This is a genomic window from Streptomyces sp. NPDC016640, assembly GCF_043076215.1.
Classification (GTDB): domain Bacteria; phylum Actinomycetota; class Actinomycetes; order Streptomycetales; family Streptomycetaceae; genus Streptomyces.
Window position 1 is genome coordinate 18390 of sequence record NZ_JBIBRG010000001.1, and the last position, 19287, is coordinate 37676.

Sequence of the window (19287 nt, forward strand, 5' to 3'; positions counted from 1 at the left end):
TCATTTGTATTTTCCGCCAGACGGAATATTCCGTTGTGAAACAAACCGATAGGATCGCCCCATGCGCCGTTCGAAAATCGTCTGTACTCTCGGCCCCGCGGTCGACTCCCACGAGCAGCTGGTCGCTCTGATCGAAGCCGGCATGAACGTGGCCCGCTTCAACTTCAGCCACGGCTCGCACGCCGAGCACCAGGGCCGGTACGACCGGGTCCGTGCCGCCGCCAAGGAGACCGGCCGGGCCATCGGTGTCCTCGCCGACCTCCAGGGCCCGAAGATCCGTCTGGAGACCTTCGCCGAGGGTCCCGTCGAGCTGGTGCGCGGTGACGAGTTCACCATCACCACGGAGGACGTCCCGGGCGACAGGACGATCTGCGGGACGACCTACAAGGGCCTGCCCGGTGACGTGTCCAAGGGCGACCAGGTCCTCATCAACGACGGCAACGTCGAGCTGAAGGTCACCGAGGTCGACGGCTCCCGCGTGAAGTCGATCGTCATCGAGGGCGGCGTCATCTCCGACCACAAGGGCATCAACCTGCCCGGCACGGCCGTGAACGTTCCCGCGCTGAGCGAGAAGGACGTCGAGGACCTGCGGTTCGCCCTGCGGATGGGCTGCGACCTGGTCGCCCTGTCGTTCGTCCGGGACGCCAAGGACGTCGCCGACGTGCACCGCGTGATGGACGAGGAGGGGCGCCGCGTCCCGGTCATCGCCAAGGTGGAGAAGCCGCAGGCGGTGGACAACATGGAGGACGTCGTGATGGCGTTCGACGGCGTGATGGTCGCCCGTGGCGACCTGGCCGTCGAGTACCCGCTCGAGCGGGTCCCCATGGTGCAGAAGCGCCTGATCGAGCTGTGCCGGCGCAACGCCAAGCCGGTGATCGTGGCGACCCAGATGATGGAGTCGATGATCACCAACTCGCGCCCGACCCGCGCCGAGGCCTCCGACGTGGCCAACGCGATCCTGGACGGCGCCGACGCGGTGATGCTGTCCGCCGAGTCGAGCGTGGGCGCGTACCCGATCGAGACCGTGCGGACGATGTCGAAGATCGTCCAGGCGGCCGAGCAGGAGCTGCTCTCCAAGGGCCTGCAGCCGCTGGTGCCCGGCAAGAAGCCGCGCACGCAGGGCGGTTCGGTGGCCCGCGCCGCCGCCGAGATCGCCGACTTCCTCGGCGGCAGGGGCCTGGTGGCCTTCACCCAGTCCGGCGACACGGCCCGGCGGCTGTCCCGCTACCGCGCCGGCCAGCCGATCCTGGCGTTCACCACGGACGAGTCCACCCGCAACCAGCTGGCGCTCAGCTGGGGCGTCGAGTCGCACGTCGTGCCGTTCGTGAACAGCACCGACGAGATGGTCGACCTGGTCGAGCAGGAGCTGGTCCGGCTGGGCCGGTTCAACGAGGGCGACATCGTGGTGATCACCGCCGGTTCGCCGCCCGGGGTCCCCGGCACCACCAACATGGTCCGCGTCCACCACCTGGGCGGCCCGACCAGCTGACCCGGCCGGACCCGGCACGGCGCGAGGGCGCTCCCTGCGGACAGGGGGCGCCCTCGGCGTCCGTGCGGCTCCCGGGGGGGGATCTGAGGAGGGCTCAGTCGGTGACGTACTGGCTGAGCCCGGGTACGAACAGGGTTCCGCCGAACTGGCCGGCCTGCTGCACCGTCACATCGGTGAAGTAGATCAGCGGGAGGTTGAGCGGCGGCGGGTGCTCCGGGTCGAACGTGACCGGGATGAGGCCGAGCAGGTTGCCGGAGATCCTCTCCGTGTACATCACGGTGTCGCCGTCGCGGATGGTGGACGTCGATCCCTTGTCGGCCTGCACGTGGTGGGTCTTGCCGGACCGTCTGTCCTTGACCGTCTGGTGCAGGTCGCCGATGTCGGTGCCGTCGGAGACGACGTACTTGAGCACCTTCTTGGTGGCGCCGCTCGCCGTGCGCACTTCGACGATGCCCTGGTAGTCGGCGCCCTTCAGCAGCAGCGAACTGGCGTTCAGGTACCAGGGGTCGTCGGGCAGCAGGATCCTGTTGTCGACCCCGCCCTCGGCGTCGGTGGCGACCGGGCAGTCCTCCGGGTCGGCCGCGGCCGACCCCGAGGGGCTCGGGGAGGCGGAGGGCACGGGGGTCCCGGTCGCCTCCTCGGCTGCTTCTCCGGCGGCCTCCCCGACCGCGTCCACGATGTCCTCCGCGGCCTCCGACGCCTTGCCGCCGGTCTCCTTCGCGGTGTCCTCCACCGTGTCGGTGACCTTCCCGGTGATCTCCTCCACGGCGGAGGCCACGGCCTCGGCGGCGGGCGCGGAGGCGGACGGGGTGGGGCTCGGACTCGCCCCGGGCTTCTCGTCCCCCGGGGTGAGGACGTCCTCGAGGGCGTCCCCGATGCCGTCCAGCAGGTTGCGGTCGGTCTTCGACGGGGACGGCGCGGGCGTTCCCTGCCCCGCGCTCCCGGAGGGGGCCGGCTCGGCACCGGACCCGTCGTCGGAACCTGAATCCGACGAAGAGTCCTCGTCCGGGCTTCCGCCCGTTCCCTCGCCCGTTCCCTCGTCCGTGCCCTCGCCGGTGCCCGCTTCCGGGGCCTGCTGCGCGGGGGCCGAGGGGCTCGGCTCCGCCGAGGGCTCCTCGTCCGCGGAGGCGTCGTCGCCCGGCGTGGCGGTGGGCGTGGGAGAGGAGCCGTCGTCGTCCTTCTCGGCGCCCTCGACGACCTCCAGGCACTTCTGGTACTCGTCGACCGTCAGGCTGTTGGCCGGCGGCGTCTTCCCGTCGTTGCCGTCGGCGAGGGCCAGCGTCGGCGTGAACCCCATCCCCATGAGGACCGCCGTGGGCATCGCCGCCAGGGCGATCGCCTTGCCGCTCGGCACGTGGAATCTGGTGAACAGCGGCTTCCTGGGGGCCGCGTGGCGCGGTCCGCGGACCTCGTCAGCCGACACGGTGCCCCCCGTCGCGGGCTTCGGCCCGGACGCCGTCCGTCCCGTCGCCCCCACCGTTGCCGTAGGGGGTGGCCGGGTACCGCGGGGCGTCGGGGTCCCGGGGCCCGGGGTCCGAGGCCGCGTCCGGCCGGGGCGCGTCGTAGCCGTCCCGGTGCCCCGTCGCCTCGGCCGGGGGCCGGCCCGGCACCCAGGAGAGGGCGAGCGCGCCGCCGACCAGCGCGAGCAGGAAGCCGACCAGGAAGCCGCCTATGTTGGAGACCACCAGCGAGACCAGGGCCAGCAGGATCGCCGCGACACCGGCGAAGACCCGGGTGGCCGACTGGAACCACATGGTCAGGCCCAGCGTGACCAGCAGCACGCCGATGATCAGCGACCCCGCGCCGGCCGTCGTCGCCATGGCGAGCGACATGTGGCCCAGCTTGAGCGTGGCGTAGGGCAGGTAGGCGATGGGGATGCCGCCCAGCAGGGTGAACAGGCCGGCCCAGAACGGCCGGGTGCCCCGCCAGTCGCGGAACCGCAGACGCAGCCGGGTGAGGGTCCCGGCGCTCTGGCCCGGAGTCTCGGCACTCATGGAAAAGCTCCCTGGTCCGGTGGAGGTACGTACCGGCTCGGCCTTAGGCGTGCAGAAGCCGGAAGTCTGAGTCTGTGCGGTGGCCCGGCACGGGGGGCCGGCCGGGCCGGCGGGGCGGAGAAGCGGTGGCTTCCCCGCCCCCGGAGCGGCTCGACCGCTCCAGGACACCCGGTGACGGAGCCGTCAGTAGCACTCCATCTCGGCGTCCGTGCCGAGACGCATCGACAGGCCGTTCAGCGTGAACGTGCCGGCCGTGGTCGCCCACGCCGTCTGCTCGACGCCGTAGAGGTCGGCCGACTCCGCCTGCTGGGCGAAGCCACCCGGCAGGGTGTTCTCGCCCTGCTTGACCTCGGGGCCATGGGACTTGTCCTTGACCGCGACACCGATGTCGATGTTCGTGAACTCCGCGTCGGCGTCGAGCCGGGCGACATCGATGAAGAGGTTCTTGGCCGTGACCGGCTTGTCCGCGTCGTTGCCCGCCTCGAGACGGAGGTAGACCGCCCCCACGAAGGGAACGTCCGTCTTGACCGACTGGCACATCTTGGTGATCCTCGCCGTCTCGAACGACGAGATGGCGACCGGGACCTGCGTCTTCTTGTCACCCTTGACCGAGGTGTAGACGCTGTCGATGCCGCCGTACTGGGCGAAGCCCTCACCGTGCAGGTGGTCGGCCGTCACCTTGAACTGCTGGCCGGACACGCTGAACGACGCCGCGAGGGCACCCTGCGCCAGGCCGACACCCACCGCGGCCGTGGCGACCACGCTGGGCACCATGACCACGGCGAACCGCTTCCATCTGGTCCCGCCACGCACCTGGGACTCCATATTTCCTCCTTCTCGGACGTACATCTCCTGTCCTGACGCGCCGCCATGACGGCGGCCGCGGCCGGGCAGGGATGGGAGAAGTGCTACGTCCTCGGGAAGGGGAGCGCCCGCACTCGGCGGCACGTACCACGCGCCCGAAGCACCGGCGATCACCCCCGAGCGACAACCACTGGTCGCGCCTGACACGCATCACGCACAACCCTGCCGGACAGGCTTCGCCGGGTGGGCGAAGACCCCCCTGTCCGAGAACCGGCGTCACTTCCGCCGGTTCTGCTCGGTGGGGACCCTGGAATTCCCGCGGCCCGACCGGCTGTCGGGGTACGGGAACGGACCGAGCGTCGCTGATCGTGGTGCATTCTCGCCGCCCGCACAAGGGGGTTCGTTACTGGCTAGTAACGATGGGGTAACCGCGCGATGACCCGGCGGCCCCACCCGGCGACGCTGGGTGCACCCGCGGAGGCGGACGAAACTATTGATCGTTGGACGAAATCCGACAGATCAGCGTCGGCGACTTACTCGCAGTAACAGCGGTTTCGATTGCCAAGTTTTGGCAAAGCGGAGCCGCACGGACCTCCGGAGGCCGATCGGGCGACTCCGACCCCACGAATCCGGCCGATCGGTGAACCGGCCGGATTCGGACACCACCCGGAGTCGCTCAGAACAGGGCCCGTGCCAGCGCCCGGCGCGCGGCGATCACGCGCGGGTCCTCGGAACCGACGACCTCGAACAGCTCCAGCAGCCGCACCCGTACGGCGTCGCGGTCGTCGCCCGCGGTGCGCCCCACCGTCTCGATGAGCCGGCCGAAGGCGTCCTCGACATGACCGCCCACCAGGTCCAGGTCGGCGGCGGCGATCTGCGCCCCGGCGTCCCGCGGCTTGTCGGCGGCCTCCTTGCGCACCTGCTGCGGGTCCAGGCCCTGGACGCGCTGGAGCAGTTCGGCCTGGGCGAGACCCAGCTTGGCCTCGGGGTTGCCCGGGTCGTCGGCGAGCACGTTGCGGTACGCCTGGACGGCACCGCCCAGGTCGCCGGAGTCCAGGGCCTGGACCGCGGCCTCCAGCAGCGCGTCGTAGGGGCCCGCGGGCACGGCCTCGGCCACCCGGTCGTCGCCGCCCGGCTCGGCCTCGGGGTCGACGGTGAGGCCGGTCAGGCCGAAGCGCTGCTCGGCGACCTGCACCAGCTGGTCCAGGGTCTGACGGATCTGCGCCTCGCCCGCGGCCCCCTGGAAGAGCGGCAGCGCCTGTCCGGCCACCACCGCGAAGACCGCCGGGATCCCCTGGATCCCGAACTGCTGCATCAGCATCTGGTTGGCGTCGACGTCGATCTTGGCGAGGAGGAAGCGCCCGTTGTATTCGACGGCGAGCCGCTCCAGGACCGGGCTCAGCTGCTTGCAGGGCTCGCACCACTCGGCCCAGAAGTCGATGACGACCGGGACCTCGGTGGACCGCTGCAGGACGTCGCGCTCGAATCCGGCCTCGTCGACGTCGATGACGAGATCGGCCGGGGAGACGGCGCCCACGCCGCCCTGCCGTGCCGCTTCGGCGCGCGCCTGCTCCGCCTTCGCCTTGGCCTCCTGGGCCGCCTTCACCGCGGCGAGGTCGACGACTCCGCTCATGGACATGTTCCGTGGCTGCATGCGCCCATCCTCCCCCGTACCGCGCCCGTGTGTGAAAACGCCCGGGAAAGCCAGGCGTACGTGTGCTGTGGGGCGCCGGGTCCCCACCCCGCGCCGGTGGCCGTCGCTCGGGCACGCCGGTCGCACGTGCTTTCGCTCCGGGTCGTAGCGTAATGCCGGCCGGGGTTCCCTGAACAGGGCGTCGCGGTGATCTCCCTCACGCGAAACCGCGCGGAATCCGCCGTTATCGTCGTGCCATGCAGAGCCGCACCCCAGCCGGTCGCACCGGGCGCCCGCGCAGCGCCGCCGCGGATGCCGCGATCCTGGCCGCGACCCGTGCGGCCCTGGTCGAACTGGGCTGGTCCAAACTCACCCTGGGAGACGTGGCGGTCCGCGCCGGGGTCGCGAAGACCACCCTCTACCGGCGCTGGGCGGGCAAGAACGAACTGGTCGTGGACGCCATCGCGGAGCTCTTCGACGAGCTGGGCCTGCCCGACCGCGGCTCGCTGGCCGCCGACATCGAGGGCGTGGTGCTCCAGTTCGCCTCGATCCTGGACCGCCCGGAGGCCAGGAGCGGGCTGATGGCCGTCATCGCCGAAGCCACCCGCGACCACGCCCTGCGCGAACGCATCCGCGCCTCGATCGTCGAACGGCAGAAGCGCCTCGTCCGCGCGGGCCGCGCCCGCGCCCAGGCGCGCGGCGAGCTGCCGCCCGAGCCGGACGTCCGGGAGGCGGCCCGCGCGGTCGACCTGATCTTCGACATGGTGGCCGGCGCGGTGGTCCACCGCACGCTGGTGAGCGCGGAGCCGGCGGACGAGGAGTGGGTGCACGGCCTCACCCGGGTCCTGCTGTCGGGCCTCGCGGCGGCACCGGACCCGCGTGGCGGGGAAACGCCCTGAACCGTCTTCCGGTACCGGGGCGCCGTCGCCCGTCGTCACCACGGCCCGCCGCCGGGATCACGCGAGACCCGCCGACGAGGAGGGCGCCGGCCACCACGCGGTGATCCCGCCGGACGGCACGGTGGCCCGTGAGCCGTGGCCCGGCGTCCGGGCGGACACCGGGCCACGGCTCACGGTGCCGGGGTCTAGAAACCGGCGGGTTCGGTGTACACGCCCCACTCGTCGCGCAGGACGCCGCAGATCTCGCCCAGGGTCGCCTCCGCGCGGACGGCGTCGAGCATCGGCCCGATCATGTTGGCGCCGGAGCGCGCCGCCTCGACCATGGTGTCCAGCGCGCCGCGCACCTTCGCGTCGTCGCGGGCGGCCCTGCGCTCGCCGAGGAGCCGCACCTGCTCGCGCTCCACCTCGTGGCTGACCCGCAGGATCTCCAGGTCGCCGGTGACGGATCCGGTGTGGACGTTGACGCCGACGACCCGCTTGTCGCCCTTCTCCAGCGCCTGCTGGTAGCGGAACGCCGACTCGGCGATCTCGCCGGTGAACCAGCCGTCCTCGATGCCGCGCAGGATGCCGGAGGTGATCGGCCCGATCGGGTGCCGGCCGTCCGGATGGGCGCGCAGGCCCCGCTCCCTGATCTGCTCGAAGATCTTCTCCGCGTCCGCCTCGATCCGGTCGGTGAGCTGCTCGACGTACCAGGAACCGCCCAGCGGGTCCGCGACGTTGGCGACGCCGGTCTCCTCCATCAGCACCTGCTGGGTGCGCAGGGCGATCTCGGCGGCCTGCTCGCTGGGCAGCGCGAGGGTCTCGTCGAGGGCGTTGGTGTGCAGCGAGTTGGTCCCGCCGAGCACGGCGGCCAGCGCCTCCACGGCCGTGCGGACGACGTTGTTGTACGGCTGCTGCGCGGTGAGCGAGACGCCGGCGGTCTGGGTGTGGAAGCGCAGCCACTGCGCCTTCTCGCTCCGCGCGCCGTAGACGTCGCGCATCCAGCGGGCCCAGATCCTCCTGGCGGCGCGGAACTTGGCGATCTCCTCGAAGAAGTCGACGTGCGCGTCGAAGAAGAAGGACAGGCCGGGCGCGAAGACGTCCACGTCCAGACCGCGGCTGAGCCCCAGTTCCACGTACCCGAAGCCGTCCGCCAGGGTGTACGCCAGCTCCTGAGCGGCCGTCGAGCCGGCCTCGCGGATGTGGTAGCCGGAGACCGACAGCGGCTTGTAGGCGGGGATGCCGGCCGCGCAGTGCTCCATCAGGTCGCCGATGAGGCGCAGGTGCGGCTCGGGCTGGAAGAGCCACTCCTTCTGGGCGATGTACTCCTTGAAGATGTCCGTCTGGAGCGTGCCGTTGAGCACGGCGGGGTCGACGCCCTGGCGCTCGGCGGCGACGAGGTACATGCAGAAGACGGGCACGGCGGGCCCGCTGATGGTCATCGACGTGGTGACGTCACCGAGCGGGATGTCCCGGAAGAGGACCTCCATGTCGGCCGCCGAGTCGATCGCCACCCCGCAGTGCCCGACCTCGCCCAGGGAGCGGGGGTCGTCGGAGTCTCGGCCCATGAGCGTCGGCATGTCGAAGGCGACGGAGAGCCCGCCGCCGCCGTTGCCGAGGATCATCTTGTAGCGCTCGTTGGTCTGCTCGGCGTTCCCGAATCCGGCGAACTGCCGGATGGTCCACGTCCGGCCCCGGTAGCCGGTCGGGTACAGACCGCGGGTGTAGGGGTACTCACCGGGCCAGCCGATCCGCTCGAATCCCTCGTAGGTGTCCCCGGGACGGGGTCCGTACACCGGCTCCACGGGATCGCCGGAGAGCGTGGTGAAATCCGCGTCGCGCCTGCGCGCGGCGTCGTACCGGGCCTGCCAGCGTCGGCGGCCCTCCTCGATGGCGTCAGCGTCCATACCCTCGAATTTACTAGGGCGTCCAAGTAAATGTCGATGGCTGACCGCCGCACACTGCTCCGTGCGGCGGCAGGACGCGCTACGCGACCGCGGGGGCCCCGTCCGCGGCCTCGGCCTCCAGCTCGCGGCTGACCCTGCGCTCCACGAAGAACGCCGCGGTGGGGATCGTGCCGGCCAGCAGCACCCAGAGCTGCTTCTTGACCGGCCACTTCGCCTTGGAGCCCAGGTCGAAGGCGAAGATCAGGTAGACCACGTACAGCCAGCCGTGGGCGATGCTGACCACCTGGGTGAAGTCGGCCGCGCCGCCCATGTCCAGCACGTACTTGCCGATCATGCCAAAGGTCAGGGCGACGAGGAGGACACCGGTGACGTAGGCCATGATCCGGTAGCGGGTCAGCACGCTTCGCTTCATGAGGTCGAGCGTAACGGGCCGTTCCGGGAGATCCCGCCCCGGGTCACTCCTCCACGAAGTCCCCCGCCGCCAGCCGCAGCGGGCGGAGCATGGCGAAGAGTTCGGCGCACTCCTCGGCGTCGTAGGCGCTCAGGCCGAAGTCCATCGCCATCAGGTCGCGGGTGGCCGCCTCGACCACCTCGCGGCCCTTGCCGGTGATGGTCGCGAGGGTGCCCCGGCCGTCGTTGGGGTTGGGGCGCTTGGCCACCAGCCCCGACCCCACCAGCCGGTTCACGGTGTTCGTCACCGACGTGGGATGCACCATGAGCCGCTCGCCGATCTTGGACATCGGCAGCTCACCGGACTTGGAGAAGGTCAGCAGCACCAGTGCCTCGTACCGCGCGAACGTCAGCCCGTACGGCTTGACCACCGCGTCGACCTCGGCCAGCAGGATCTGGTGGGCCCGCATGACCGAGGTGATCGCGGCCATCGACGGCACGTTTCCCCAGCGCTGCTTCCAGAGCTCGTCGGCGCGGGCGATGGGATCGAACGAGAGACTGAGCGGCTTCGGCACGGAGCAGACCCTATCGGCCGGTCAGATGCCGGTCAGCTCCGTCTCGCCCATCGGTCCGCGCTCAGCCGCCGTCCGGCGCCAGGTGACGCTCGACGGTCTCCACCTTGGACGTGAGGCCGTCCGCCACGCCCGGGCGGATGTCCGCCTTGAGGACCAGGGAGACGCGCGGGGCGCGCGCCTCCACGGCGGCCACGGCGCGCTTCACCACGTCCATGACCTCGTCCCACTCGCCCTCGACGGAGGTGAACATGGCGTCGGTGCGGTTCGGCAGCCCGGACTCGCGGACCACGCGGACGGCGTCGGCGACGTACTCCCCCACGTCCTCGCCGACGCCCAGCGGCGTCACGGAGAAGGCGACGATCACGCGTTCACGACCTTCTCGTTACGGACGCGGGAGGCGATCACCGCGTCCTCTGCCTCGCGCTTGAGCCGCCGGTCGGCGAAGAAGCCGCCGGCCGGCAGGACCGACATCAGGAAGTAGAAGGCGGCGGTCTTCAGCGGCCACTTGGCGCGGTTCCAGGCGTCGGCCCAGAAGAGCACGTACAGGACGAAGAGGAAGCCGTGGACCGCGCCCATCACCGGTACGGCGTTGAACTCCGTGGTCCGCTTCAGGACCGAGCAGACGAGCAGCAGGAGGAAGGAGATCGCCTCGGGGCCCGAGACCAGGCGGAGGCGGCGGAGGGCGGTGGCGGTCTTGATGTCCACGGGTCACCTTCGGTGGGAGAGACGTCGGCGTCGAGAGGTCGGGTCGACTTGTGAACGTACGCACAAGCGCCCCGCCATTGTGACAAACCGGCTCCGCGGCCGGCAGAGGGGGTCCCGCTCACCCGTCCGGCCCTAAGGGTCCGGTCAGGGGCCGACTCCACCCCGGGGATCTGTTCGGCGGGGCAAAGGGGCGGCTACCGTCGCAAGCGTGGCGATGTTGCGACTTCAGAGCAGCAAGGTGCTCGCCGTCGAGATGACCGGGGATGCCGTGAAGGCGAAGAACGGCTCCATGGTCGCCTACGACGGCGAGATGGCCTTCAAGAAGCTCAGCGGCGGTGGTGAGGGCATCCGGGGGATGGTGACCCGGCGGCTGACGGGTGAGCAGATGACGCTGATGGAGGTGAGGGGACACGGGACCTGCTGGTTCGCGGACCGGGCCGCCGAGATCAATCTGGTGGGCCTGCGGGGGGACAAGCTGTACGTGGAGGCCGGCAACCTGCTGGCGACCGACGCCGGCCTGCGCACCGGGACCGGTTTCACGGGGGTGCGCGGGGCCTCGCAGGGCAACGGGCTGTTCACCACCACGGTCGAGGGGCACGGCCAGGCGGCCATCCTGTCGGACGGGCCGGCCGTGCTGCTCCGGGTCGGTCCGCAGTACCCGCTGACCGTCGACCCCGGTGCCTATGTGGCCCACCAGGGCGATCTGCGGCAGTCCTTCCAGTCCGGTGCGACCTTCCGCACGCTGCTCGGCGAGGGCGGCGGCGAGGCCTTCCAGATCCGCTTCGAGGGCGACGGGCTGGTCTACGTGCAGCCCAGCGAGCGGAACACGATCGCGGGGGATGTCTGACGTGGCCTTCCGGGAGATCAACGCGAGGGTGGTCGAGGCGACCGTGGCGCCGGGGGAGCGGCTGTTCAGCCAGCGGGGCGCGATGCTCGCCTGCACGGGCGACGTGAGCTTCACCCCGAACCTGGCGGGCGGCCGGGGCGGACTGACGTCGATGATCGGCCGCCGGGTGGCCGACGAGGACACGCCCCTGATGACGGTCGAGGGCAGCGGCACGGTGCTGTTCGGGCACGGCGGCCACCACGTCCAGGTGATCGGCCTGGCCGGCGACACCCTGTACGTCGAGGCCGACCGGCTGCTGGCCTTCGAGGGCACGCTGCAGCAGGGCACGGTGTTCCTCGGCTCCCAGGGCGGGGTGATGGGCATGGTGCGGGGACAGGTCTCCGGACAGGGCCTGTTCACCACCTCGCTGAAGGGCCACGGCTCGGTCGCCGTGATGGCGCACGGCGGGGTGATCGAGATCCCGATCACCCCTCGGCGGCCGGTGCACGTCGACCCGCAGGCGTACGTCGCCCACCACGGTGACGTACGCAACAGGCTGTCCACCGCCCTGGGCTGGCGGGACATGGTGGGCCGCGGCTCCGGCGAGGCGTTCCAGCTGGAGCTGAGCGGCAGCGGTGCCGTGTACGTGCAGGCCTCGGAGGAGAAGCTGTGAGCACCTACGGAACCCCGGGCGCCGGACCCGCGGCCCACGACCCGGCGACCCTGCCGGCCGACGACAACGTCAACGACTACACCTTCTGCGTGGAGCTCACGGGCACCCGGTGGTTCATGCAGAAGGGGAAGATGATCGCCTACTACGGCTCGATCGAGTTCAACGGCATCGGACACGGCCGACTCGACCGGCTCGTCCGTACGTCGTTCCATTCGCCTCTGCACGCGAGCGACTGGGTCGTGGCGGAGGGCACGGGCAAGATGCTCCTCGCCGACCGGGCCTTCGACGTGAACTCGTACGACCTCGAGGACGGCAACCTGACCATTCGCTCGGGCAACCTCCTCGCTTTTCAGCCAAGTCTGTCGCTCAAGCAGTCGATCGTGCCGGGTTTCCTGACGCTGATCGGAACCGGAAAGTTCGTCGCCGCCTCGAACGGGCCGGTGGTGTTCATGGAACCGCCCGTCCGTGTGGACCCGCAGGCTCTGGTCGGCTGGGCGGACTGCCCCTCCCCGTGCCATCACTACGACCACGGCTACATGACCGGCCTGATGGGCGGTCTACGTGCGATGACGGGCCTCGGCGGGGCCTCCGGCGAGGAGCACCAGTTCGAGTTCGTCGGGGCCGGCACGGTACTGCTGCAGTCCTCGGAGGCGCTGATGGCGGAGCAGGCCACGGGAGTCACCCCGGGTGAGCCCGGGGTACCCGGCGGCGGGGCGTCCGGGGGCGCCGGGCAGCCGCCCGGGGCACCGCGCCTTCCCGGTCAGCTGGGAGACCTCCAGCGTCGCTTCGGGCTGTGAGCGGTAATGTGCGGGGTGTGACATCGAACGCCTGCCCGTGATGTCACACGGAAGCCTCATTAGTTCGCCTTTCAACTTGCTTAGGTAGACTTCATTCATGGAGACCGAGACGGCCACCCGCTGGCTGACCAATGCGGAGCAGTGCGCCTGGCGCACCCACCTGGAGGTCAACAGGCTGTTGACGTACCAGCTCGAGAAGGATCTGCAGCCGTTCGGCCTGACGATGAACGACTACGAGATCCTGGTGAACCTGTCCGAGTCGGAGGACCGGCGGATGCGGATGAGCGACCTCGCCGCCGCCACGATGCAGTCCAAGAGCCGCCTCTCGCACCAGATCACGCGCATGGAGAACGCGGACCTGGTCCGGCGGGAGAACTGCGAGTCGGACCGCCGCGGGCTGTACGCCGTCCTCACCGAGCACGGCATGGAGACCATGCAGAAGGTCGCGCCGCATCATGTGGCGTCCGTGCGCCGGCACTTCATCGACCTGCTCTCCCCCGAGGCGCTCGCCGAGCTCGACAAGGCGCTCAAGCCCATCGCCGAGCACTTGCGCGGGCACCGGGGACGCCACTGACGCCCTGACCGGGGCCGTCAGCCGTGCCGGGTCCGCCCGGCCGACGGCAGGCGGAGCTCGAACAGGGCTCCGCCGCCCGGCGCCGCACCCGCCGTGAGCGTCCCGCCGTGCCGTACGGCGACGTCCCGCGCGATGGCGAGTCCCAGACCGGCGCCGCCGTCGTCGCGGCTGCGGGCGGCGTCCAGCCGTACGAACCGTTCGAAGATCCGCTCCCGGTCCGCCTCGGCCACCCCCTCGCCGTCGTCGGCCACCCCGAGCACCGCCCACGCGCCCTCCCGCCGCACGGTGACGGTGACCCGTTCGCGGGCGTGCCGGCGGGCGTTGTCCAGCAGGTTGGCGAGCACGCGTCCGAGCTGCCCCCGCGACCCGGACACCTCGGCCGGCTCCGCGTCCACCGTCACGCCGGTACGGCCCGCGGCCTCCTCACGGGCCAGCGCGGCCAGGTCGACCCGGGCGTCGGCGGGCCGCTCCCCCGCGTCCAGCCGGGCGAGCAGCAGCAGATCGGCGGCGAGGCGCTGGAGCCGCACGGTGTCCTCGACCGCCCCGTCCAGGTCGAGCAGCTCGGGATGGGCGGCAGCCACCTCCAGCTGGGTGCGCAGGGACGCGATCGGGCTGCGCAGCTCGTGCGAGGCGTCGGCGACGAACCGCCGCTGCCGCTCCACGGACGCCTCCAGCGCGGCGAGCGTCTCGTTGGTGGTACGGGCGAGACGGGCGACCTCGTCGTGCGTGGCCGGTTCGGGAACGCGGCGGGCCAGGTCCTCGGAGGCGGTGATCGCGGCCATCTCCCGGCGGATGCCCTCCACCGGGCGCAGGGCGCGACCGGTGACCAGCCAGGTCACGCCGGCGACCACGCCGAGCAGCAGGGGGAGGCCGATGAGCATCGCGGTCAGCGAGGTGGCCACGGCGCCGTGCTCGGCGGCGAGCGGGGCGCCGGCGTGGACGGTGAGACGGCCCCGGTCGAGGGTCCGGACGTCGACGGCGGCGAAGCGGTAGTCCTCCGCGTCGCCGTCGATCGTCGCGGAGCCGTTGTTGAAGGTGGTCCCGCGGGCGATCTCGCCGGGGGCGAGGGACTCGTCGGAGCCGCCGGATCCGTCGGAGCCCTCCGCGTCGTCGCCGTCGGTGCCGTCGGTGCCGTCATCCGGGTCGTCGCCGTCGTCGGCGTCGTCCGGGTCGTCCCCGGGGGCGGGGGCGGACGGCTTCGGCGTCACCTCGCCGGTCGCCGTACCGCTGATCCGCTCCAGGTCCTCGCTCGCCGCGACCAGTCCCCCGTCGCGGCCGACGATCTGCACCGGGCCGTTGTCGCCGTCCAGCCCCGACAGCCTGTCGTACGGCACCCGGGCGGCGAGTTCGGCGGCGACCGCCCGCGCGGAGCGCTCCGCCCGGGTGCCCGCCTCGCCGATCAGGTTCGAGCGCAGCGACAGCAGTACGGCGGTGCCGGCCGCGACGAGGGCCACCGCGACCACGAGGGTGGCACCGAGCGTCGCCCGGGAGCGGACCGAACCGAACAGCCGGCTCACGGCGCCGTCTCCAGCCGGTAACCGGCGCCGCGCACCGTCCGGATCAGTCCGGCGCGCAGCTTGCGGCGCAGGGCGCTGACGTAGACCTCGACGATGTTCGGGTCGCCCTCGTAGGCGAAGTCCCAGACGTGCTCCAGGATCTCGCCCTTGGACACCACCTCGCCGGCCCGCAGCACCAGCTGCTCCAGCACCGAGAACTCCTTGGCGGTCAGCGCCACCTCGGCCTCGCCCAGGAACACCCGGCGGGCGGCGGTGTCCACCTTGAGGTCGCCGTGCACATGCACCGGGGAGGCCCCGGCGCCCTGGCGGCGGCGCAGCAGCGCCTTGATCCTGGCGACGAGGACGACGTACGAGAACGGCTTGGTGAGGTAGTCGTCGGCGCCCGTGTCCAGGCCCTCGGCCTCGTCGTACTCACCGTCCTTGGCGGTGAGCATCAGGATCGGCACGTCGTGGCCGGCGGCACGCAGGGCCGCGCAGACCCGGTAGCCGTTCAGGCCGGGCAGCATGATGTCGAGGACGACGAGGTCGTACGTCCCCTCCGTGGCCCGGTGCAGGCCCTCCCGGCCGTCGTGGACGACGTCCACGGCGTAGCCCTCGGCGGTCAGGCCCTTGGCGAGCGACAGGGCGAGCCGCTTCTCGTCCTCCACGATCAACAGACGCATGCGGTCAAGGGTCGCAAAGCGAAGCTGAAGACCCCTTCAGGGTGCTTCAGGTTCCTCTCAGCGTCGGTCGGCGAGATTGGCGGCATCGAAAACGAAGCGACTCGGGAGGAATCCACATGAAGCGCAACATCGTGATCGCCGTCATGACGGCCGCGGCCCTCGTCGGTGGGGGCACGGCGACGGCCCTCGCGGTCTCGGGGGACGACGACGGGGCGGCGTCGGTGACGCGGACGGAGACCCGGGCGGGGGACGACGACGGGCGGGACGACGACCAGGGGCGTGAGGACGCGGACGGGCGGGACGACCGCGATGACCGCGATGACGACCGGGGCGACGACCGGGGCGTCTCCGGTGGCGTGACCGCTGCCGACGCCATCGCCGCCGCGCTGAAGCACACGCCGGGCACCGCCGTCTCCGCCGAGCTGGACGACGATGGCGACGACGATGACGACAACGGCGGCAGGGCCGCCTGGGAGGTCGACGTCCTCGGGGGCGGCGACACCTGGCACAGCGTGCGTGTCGACCCGGCGACCGGCAAGGTCCTGGGCGCGCAGAAGGACGACGCCGACGACACCGACGACACCGACGAGGTGCGGGGCGTGCTCAAGGGGACGTCCGTGACGGCCGAGGAGGCCGCGCGGGCGGCGGCCGCCAAGGGGACGGTGGTCTCGGTCGGCCTGGACGACGACGAGCGGGGCTGGGAGGCGGAGACGGCCGCCTCCGGCGGGGGTGAGAAGGACTGGCGTGTGGGTCCGGGCAGCGGGAAGGTCACGGCGGACCGAGGGGATGACTCGGATGGCTCGGACGACTCGGACGACTCGGACGACTGACCGTGCGGAGGGGAGGGGGATCGGCGCGGGGGGTCTCACCCCTGCGCCGCCCCTTCCCGTCCCGGGGGGCTGCCGTCCCCTGGACCCCCGCTTCGGCCCCGAACGGGCCTCGTCCCCAGACGCCGGACGGGCTGAAGCCCCCGCCCGGCGGTCAGGACCGTGTCAGCCCCGCCACCAGTTCGTCCGCCGCGCGGTACGGGTCCAGTTCGCCGGCGATGATGCGTTCCGCGAGTGCGCCCAGGCGGCGGTCGCCGTGCAGGTCGCCGATGCGTTCGCGCAGGGCGGTGACGGCGATGGTCTCGACCTCGCGGGAGGCGCGGGCCAAGCGGCGTTCCGTCAGGACGCCCCGCTCCTCCATCCAGGCCCGGTGCTTCTCCAGGGCCTCGACCACCTCGTCGACGCCCTCCCCGCGCGCGGCGACCGTCTTGACGATCGGCGGGCGCCAGTCGCCCGGGGCGCGGGCCTCGCCGAGGCCCAGCATGTGGTTCAGCTCGCGGGCGGTGGCGTCGGCGCCGTCGCGGTCGGCCTTGTTGACGACGTAGAGGTCGCCGATCTCCAGGATTCCGGCCTTGGCCGCCTGGATGCCGTCGCCCATGCCGGGGGCCAGGAGGACGACGGAGGTGTCGGCCTGGGAGGCGATCTCCACCTCCGACTGGCCCACGCCGACCGTCTCGACGAGGATCACGTCGCAGCCCGCCGCGTCCAGCACGCGGATGGCCTGCGGAGCGGCCCAGGCGAGGCCGCCCAGATGGCCGCGCGTGGCCATGGAGCGGATGTAGACGCCGGGGTCGGAGACGTGCTCCGACATCCGGACGCGGTCGCCGAGCAGGGCGCCGCCGGAGAACGGGGAGGACGGGTCGACGGCCAGGACACCGACCCGCCTGCCCTGCTTGCGGTACGCGCTCACCAGCGCCGAGGTGGACGTCGACTTGCCGACGCCCGGGGAGCCGGTCAGACCGACCACGTACGCGTTTCCGGTCAGCGGCGCCAGGGCCGCCATGACCTCCCTGAGCTGCGGGGACGCCCCCTCCACCAGAGAGATCAGCCGGGCCACGGCCCGCGGCCTGCCCTCTCTGGCCTGGGCCACCAGAGTGGAGACGTCCTGCATCACAGCTCCGTTCAGATCCGTTCGTAGGGAAGGTCCGGCGACACCCGCCGGATCTCAGGCCCGGGGTACCCGCACGATCAGCGCGTCGCCCTGGCCGCCGCCACCGCACAGCGCCGCCGCGCCGACACCGCCGCCGCGCCGCTTCAGCTCCAGCGCCAGGTGCAGCACCAGCCGTGCGCCGGACATTCCGATCGGGTGACCCAGCGCGATGGCACCACCGTTGACGTTCACCTTTTCGGAGGAAACGCCCAGGTCTTTCATTGACTGCACGGCGACCGCGGCGAACGCCTCGTTGATCTCGATGAGGTCCAGGTCGGAGACCTCCAGGCCCTCCTTCTTCAGGGCGTGCCGGATGGCGTTGGACGGCTGCGACTGCAGGGAGTTGTCGGGGCCCGCCACGTTGCCGTGGGCGCCGATCTCCGCGATCCACTCCAGGCCGAGCTCCTGCGCCTTGGCCTTGCTCATCACGACCACGGCCGCCGCACCGTCCGAGATCTGCGAGGAGGAACCGGCCGTGATGGTGCCGTCCTTGGTGAAGGCGGGACGCAGCTTGCCCAGCGACTCGGCGGTGGTGTCGCCGCGGATGCCCTCGTCCTGACTGAACAGCACCGGGTCGCCCTTGCGCTGCGGGATCCCGACCGGGGTGATCTCGGCCTCGAAGACGCCGTTCTTCTGGGCGGCCGCGGCCCGCTGGTGGGACAGGGCGGCGATCTCGTCCTGCTCCGGGCGCGCGATGCCGAGACGGGTGTTGTGCTTCTCGGTGGACTCGCCCATGGCGATGTTCTCGAAGGAGTCGGTCAGACCGTCGTGCGCCATGGCGTCGAGCATCTGCACCGCGCCGTACTTGAAGCCCTCGCGGGACTTCGGTAGCAGGTGCGGGGCGTTGGTCATGGACTCCTGGCCGCCGGCGACGACCACGTCGAACTCGCCGGCCCGGATGAGCTGGTCGGCCAGCGCGATGGCGTCGAGGCCGGAGAGGCACACCTTGTTGATGGTGAGCGCCGGGACGCTCATCGGGATGCCGGCCTTGACGGCGGCCTGGCGCGCCGGGATCTGCCCCGCCCCGGCCTGGAGCACCTGCCCCATGATCACGTACTGGACCTGGTCGCCGCCGATCCCCGCACGGTCGAGGGCGGCCTTGATCGCGAAGCCGCCGAGGTCGGCTCCGGAGAAGGACTTCAGCGAACCGAGCAACCGCCCCATCGGGGTGCGGGCGCCCGCGACGATCACGGACGTGGTGCCGTTCGTTGCGGAGGATGCGGAGGATGCGGAGGATGCGGAAGATGCAGATGACATGGGCTGCGATCCCCTTCCGGCTGCACAGCCGAGGAGTGAACGAGGGTTTACTTCGAATGTACTGAGGCGCGGTCCGCGCCGTCATCGGCCTTTCGGTGTGATCGCGCGCACGTTGCGTAACCACCCGGGGAGCGCTGCACTGAACCCATGCTGACGCGAATCGACCACATCGGGATCGCCTGTTTCGACCTGGACAAGACCGTGGAGTTCTACCGGGCCACCTACGGCTTCGAGGTGTTCCACTCCGAGGTCAACGAGGAGCAGGGCGTGCGCGAGGCCATGCTGAAGATCAACGACACCTCCGACGGCGGGGCCTCCTACCTGCAGCTGCTCGAACCGACCCGCGAGGACTCCGCCGTCGCCAAGTGGCTCGCGAAGAACGGCGAGGGAGTCCACCACATCGCCTTCGGTACGGCGGACGTGGACGCGGAGTCCGCCGGCATCAGGGACAAGGGCGTACGCGTTCTGTACGAAGAGCCCCGGCGCGGCTCCATGGGGTCACGGATCACCTTCCTGCACCCCAAGGACTGCCACGGCGTACTCACAGAACTGGTCACTTCGGCGCCTGTTGAGTCATCCGAGCACTGACCCTCGTACATAAGGGCCGGTAGGGTTGGGTCCGGTCGCCG

Annotated in this window: 21 protein-coding genes; 8 read left to right on the forward strand and 13 right to left on the reverse strand. The window is 71.3% G+C overall.

Annotation, left to right across the window (positions count from 1 at the left end; all coding sequences use genetic code 11):
• Positions 1-61: 61 nt before the first annotated feature.
• On the forward strand, positions 62-1489 hold the full coding sequence (gene pyk / locus ACF07S_RS00075) for a pyruvate kinase (protein WP_391961262.1): 1428 nt from the start codon (positions 62-64) through the stop codon (positions 1487-1489).
• A gap of 94 nt (positions 1490-1583) precedes the next feature.
• Here the strand turns inward: pyk and ACF07S_RS00080 are convergent, their stop codons facing one another.
• The 4 genes from ACF07S_RS00080 to ACF07S_RS00095 all read right to left on the reverse strand — a co-directional run bounded on the left by ACF07S_RS00080 (position 1584) and on the right by ACF07S_RS00095 (position 5941).
• Complete coding sequence (locus ACF07S_RS00080; protein ID WP_391973070.1) at positions 1584-2912, reverse strand: hypothetical protein; 1329 nt, start codon at positions 2910-2912, stop codon at positions 1584-1586.
• Positions 2902-3483, reverse strand: a complete 582-nt coding sequence (locus ACF07S_RS00085) for a DUF6114 domain-containing protein (RefSeq protein ID WP_391961264.1) — start codon at positions 3481-3483, stop codon at positions 2902-2904. Before ACF07S_RS00085 ends, ACF07S_RS00080 begins: the two co-directional genes overlap by 11 nt.
• A gap of 183 nt (positions 3484-3666) precedes the next feature.
• Positions 3667-4308, reverse strand: coding sequence for a DUF6230 family protein (locus ACF07S_RS00090; RefSeq protein WP_391961265.1), 642 nt, complete (start codon positions 4306-4308; stop codon positions 3667-3669).
• Positions 4309-4963: 655 nt separating this feature from the next.
• The gene (locus tag ACF07S_RS00095) at positions 4964-5941 is read right to left on the reverse strand and encodes a tetratricopeptide repeat protein (protein WP_391961266.1); all 978 of its coding nucleotides are present in this window, start codon (positions 5939-5941) and stop codon (positions 4964-4966) included.
• A gap of 236 nt (positions 5942-6177) precedes the next feature.
• On the opposite strand from ACF07S_RS00095, the gene ACF07S_RS00100 reads away from it, so the two are divergent.
• Positions 6178-6819, forward strand: a complete 642-nt coding sequence (locus ACF07S_RS00100) for a TetR/AcrR family transcriptional regulator (protein WP_391961267.1) — start codon at positions 6178-6180, stop codon at positions 6817-6819.
• 185 nt (positions 6820-7004) lie between these two features.
• On the opposite strand, the gene ACF07S_RS00105 is transcribed toward ACF07S_RS00100, so the two are convergent.
• From ACF07S_RS00105 to ACF07S_RS00125, 5 genes are all read right to left on the reverse strand, one after another.
• Positions 7005-8705: a methylmalonyl-CoA mutase gene (locus ACF07S_RS00105; RefSeq protein WP_391961268.1), complete on the reverse strand. Its 1701-nt coding sequence runs from the start codon at positions 8703-8705 to the stop codon at positions 7005-7007.
• Between the two features lie 79 nt (positions 8706-8784).
• Complete coding sequence (locus tag ACF07S_RS00110; RefSeq protein WP_391961269.1) at positions 8785-9117, reverse strand: DUF3817 domain-containing protein; 333 nt, start codon at positions 9115-9117, stop codon at positions 8785-8787.
• A 43-nt stretch (positions 9118-9160) separates the two neighbouring features.
• The gene (locus tag ACF07S_RS00115; RefSeq protein WP_391961270.1) at positions 9161-9670 is read right to left on the reverse strand and encodes a MarR family winged helix-turn-helix transcriptional regulator; all 510 of its coding nucleotides are present in this window, start codon (positions 9668-9670) and stop codon (positions 9161-9163) included.
• 61 nt (positions 9671-9731) lie between these two features.
• Positions 9732-10034: an MTH1187 family thiamine-binding protein gene (locus ACF07S_RS00120; RefSeq protein WP_391961271.1), complete on the reverse strand. Its 303-nt coding sequence runs from the start codon at positions 10032-10034 to the stop codon at positions 9732-9734.
• Positions 10031-10375, reverse strand: coding sequence for a DUF3817 domain-containing protein (locus tag ACF07S_RS00125; protein WP_391961272.1), 345 nt, complete (start codon positions 10373-10375; stop codon positions 10031-10033). Before ACF07S_RS00125 ends, ACF07S_RS00120 begins: the two co-directional genes overlap by 4 nt.
• Before the next feature lie 214 nt (positions 10376-10589).
• Between ACF07S_RS00125 and ACF07S_RS00130 the strand changes: the two genes are divergently transcribed.
• The 4 genes from ACF07S_RS00130 to ACF07S_RS00145 all read left to right on the forward strand — a co-directional run bounded on the left by ACF07S_RS00130 (position 10590) and on the right by ACF07S_RS00145 (position 13245).
• Positions 10590-11222, forward strand: a complete 633-nt coding sequence (locus tag ACF07S_RS00130) for an AIM24 family protein (RefSeq protein WP_391961857.1) — start codon at positions 10590-10592, stop codon at positions 11220-11222.
• A gap of 1 nt (position 11223) precedes the next feature.
• Positions 11224-11874, forward strand: coding sequence for an AIM24 family protein (locus tag ACF07S_RS00135; protein WP_391961858.1), 651 nt, complete (start codon positions 11224-11226; stop codon positions 11872-11874).
• On the forward strand, positions 11871-12671 hold the full coding sequence (locus ACF07S_RS00140) for an AIM24 family protein (RefSeq protein ID WP_391961273.1): 801 nt from the start codon (positions 11871-11873) through the stop codon (positions 12669-12671). Before ACF07S_RS00135 ends, ACF07S_RS00140 begins: the two co-directional genes overlap by 4 nt.
• Before the next feature lie 97 nt (positions 12672-12768).
• Positions 12769-13245: a MarR family winged helix-turn-helix transcriptional regulator gene (locus ACF07S_RS00145; RefSeq protein WP_391961274.1), complete on the forward strand. Its 477-nt coding sequence runs from the start codon at positions 12769-12771 to the stop codon at positions 13243-13245.
• Between the two features lie 17 nt (positions 13246-13262).
• Here ACF07S_RS00145 and ACF07S_RS00150 read toward each other — a convergent pair whose 3' ends face one another.
• Both ACF07S_RS00150 and ACF07S_RS00155 read right to left on the reverse strand, forming a co-directional pair.
• Entirely contained in the window at positions 13263-14762 is a 1500-nt protein-coding gene (locus ACF07S_RS00150) for a sensor histidine kinase (RefSeq protein ID WP_391973071.1), read from the reverse strand.
• On the reverse strand, positions 14759-15424 hold the full coding sequence (locus ACF07S_RS00155) for a response regulator transcription factor (RefSeq protein ID WP_391961276.1): 666 nt from the start codon (positions 15422-15424) through the stop codon (positions 14759-14761). Before ACF07S_RS00155 ends, ACF07S_RS00150 begins: the two co-directional genes overlap by 4 nt.
• A gap of 116 nt (positions 15425-15540) precedes the next feature.
• Between ACF07S_RS00155 and ACF07S_RS00160 the strand changes: the two genes are divergently transcribed.
• On the forward strand, positions 15541-16254 hold the full coding sequence (locus ACF07S_RS00160; RefSeq protein ID WP_391973072.1) for a PepSY domain-containing protein: 714 nt from the start codon (positions 15541-15543) through the stop codon (positions 16252-16254).
• 151 nt (positions 16255-16405) lie between these two features.
• On the opposite strand, the gene meaB is transcribed toward ACF07S_RS00160, so the two are convergent.
• Positions 16406-17362 (reverse strand): methylmalonyl Co-A mutase-associated GTPase MeaB, encoded by a 957-nt coding sequence (meaB, locus tag ACF07S_RS00165; protein ID WP_391961278.1) that lies wholly within the window; start codon positions 17360-17362, stop codon positions 16406-16408.
• 54 nt (positions 17363-17416) lie between these two features.
• The gene (locus tag ACF07S_RS00170; protein ID WP_391973073.1) at positions 17417-18658 is read right to left on the reverse strand and encodes an acetyl-CoA C-acetyltransferase; all 1242 of its coding nucleotides are present in this window, start codon (positions 18656-18658) and stop codon (positions 17417-17419) included.
• 147 nt (positions 18659-18805) lie between these two features.
• On the opposite strand from ACF07S_RS00170, the gene mce reads away from it, so the two are divergent.
• Positions 18806-19246, forward strand: a complete 441-nt coding sequence (mce, locus tag ACF07S_RS00175; RefSeq protein ID WP_391961280.1) for a methylmalonyl-CoA epimerase — start codon at positions 18806-18808, stop codon at positions 19244-19246.
• Positions 19247-19287 lie beyond the last annotated feature (41 nt).

What these genes read in the sequence shown, in the direction of transcription:
- pyk (WP_391961262.1), top strand. Translation starts at nt 62, where the DNA reads ATGCGCCGTTCGAAAATCGTCTGTACTCTCGGCCCCGCGGTCGACTCC.
- ACF07S_RS00085 (WP_391961264.1), bottom strand. Translation starts at nt 3,483, where the DNA reads ATGAGTGCCGAGACTCCGGGCCAGAGCGCCGGGACCCTCACCCGGCTG.
- ACF07S_RS00090 (WP_391961265.1), bottom strand. Translation starts at nt 4,308, where the DNA reads ATGGAGTCCCAGGTGCGTGGCGGGACCAGATGGAAGCGGTTCGCCGTG.
- ACF07S_RS00095 (WP_391961266.1), bottom strand. Translation starts at nt 5,941, where the DNA reads ATGCAGCCACGGAACATGTCCATGAGCGGAGTCGTCGACCTCGCCGCG.
- ACF07S_RS00100 (WP_391961267.1), top strand. Translation starts at nt 6,178, where the DNA reads ATGCAGAGCCGCACCCCAGCCGGTCGCACCGGGCGCCCGCGCAGCGCC.
- ACF07S_RS00105 (WP_391961268.1), bottom strand. Translation starts at nt 8,705, where the DNA reads ATGGACGCTGACGCCATCGAGGAGGGCCGCCGACGCTGGCAGGCCCGG.
- ACF07S_RS00110 (WP_391961269.1), bottom strand. Translation starts at nt 9,117, where the DNA reads ATGAAGCGAAGCGTGCTGACCCGCTACCGGATCATGGCCTACGTCACC.
- ACF07S_RS00130 (WP_391961857.1), top strand. Translation starts at nt 10,590, where the DNA reads ATGTTGCGACTTCAGAGCAGCAAGGTGCTCGCCGTCGAGATGACCGGG.
- ACF07S_RS00145 (WP_391961274.1), top strand. Translation starts at nt 12,769, where the DNA reads ATGGAGACCGAGACGGCCACCCGCTGGCTGACCAATGCGGAGCAGTGC.
- ACF07S_RS00155 (WP_391961276.1), bottom strand. Translation starts at nt 15,424, where the DNA reads ATGCGTCTGTTGATCGTGGAGGACGAGAAGCGGCTCGCCCTGTCGCTC.
- ACF07S_RS00160 (WP_391973072.1), top strand. Translation starts at nt 15,541, where the DNA reads ATGAAGCGCAACATCGTGATCGCCGTCATGACGGCCGCGGCCCTCGTC.
- meaB (WP_391961278.1), bottom strand. Translation starts at nt 17,362, where the DNA reads ATGCAGGACGTCTCCACTCTGGTGGCCCAGGCCAGAGAGGGCAGGCCG.
- ACF07S_RS00170 (WP_391973073.1), bottom strand. Translation starts at nt 18,658, where the DNA reads ATGTCATCTGCATCTTCCGCATCCTCCGCATCCTCCGCATCCTCCGCA.
- mce (WP_391961280.1), top strand. Translation starts at nt 18,806, where the DNA reads ATGCTGACGCGAATCGACCACATCGGGATCGCCTGTTTCGACCTGGAC.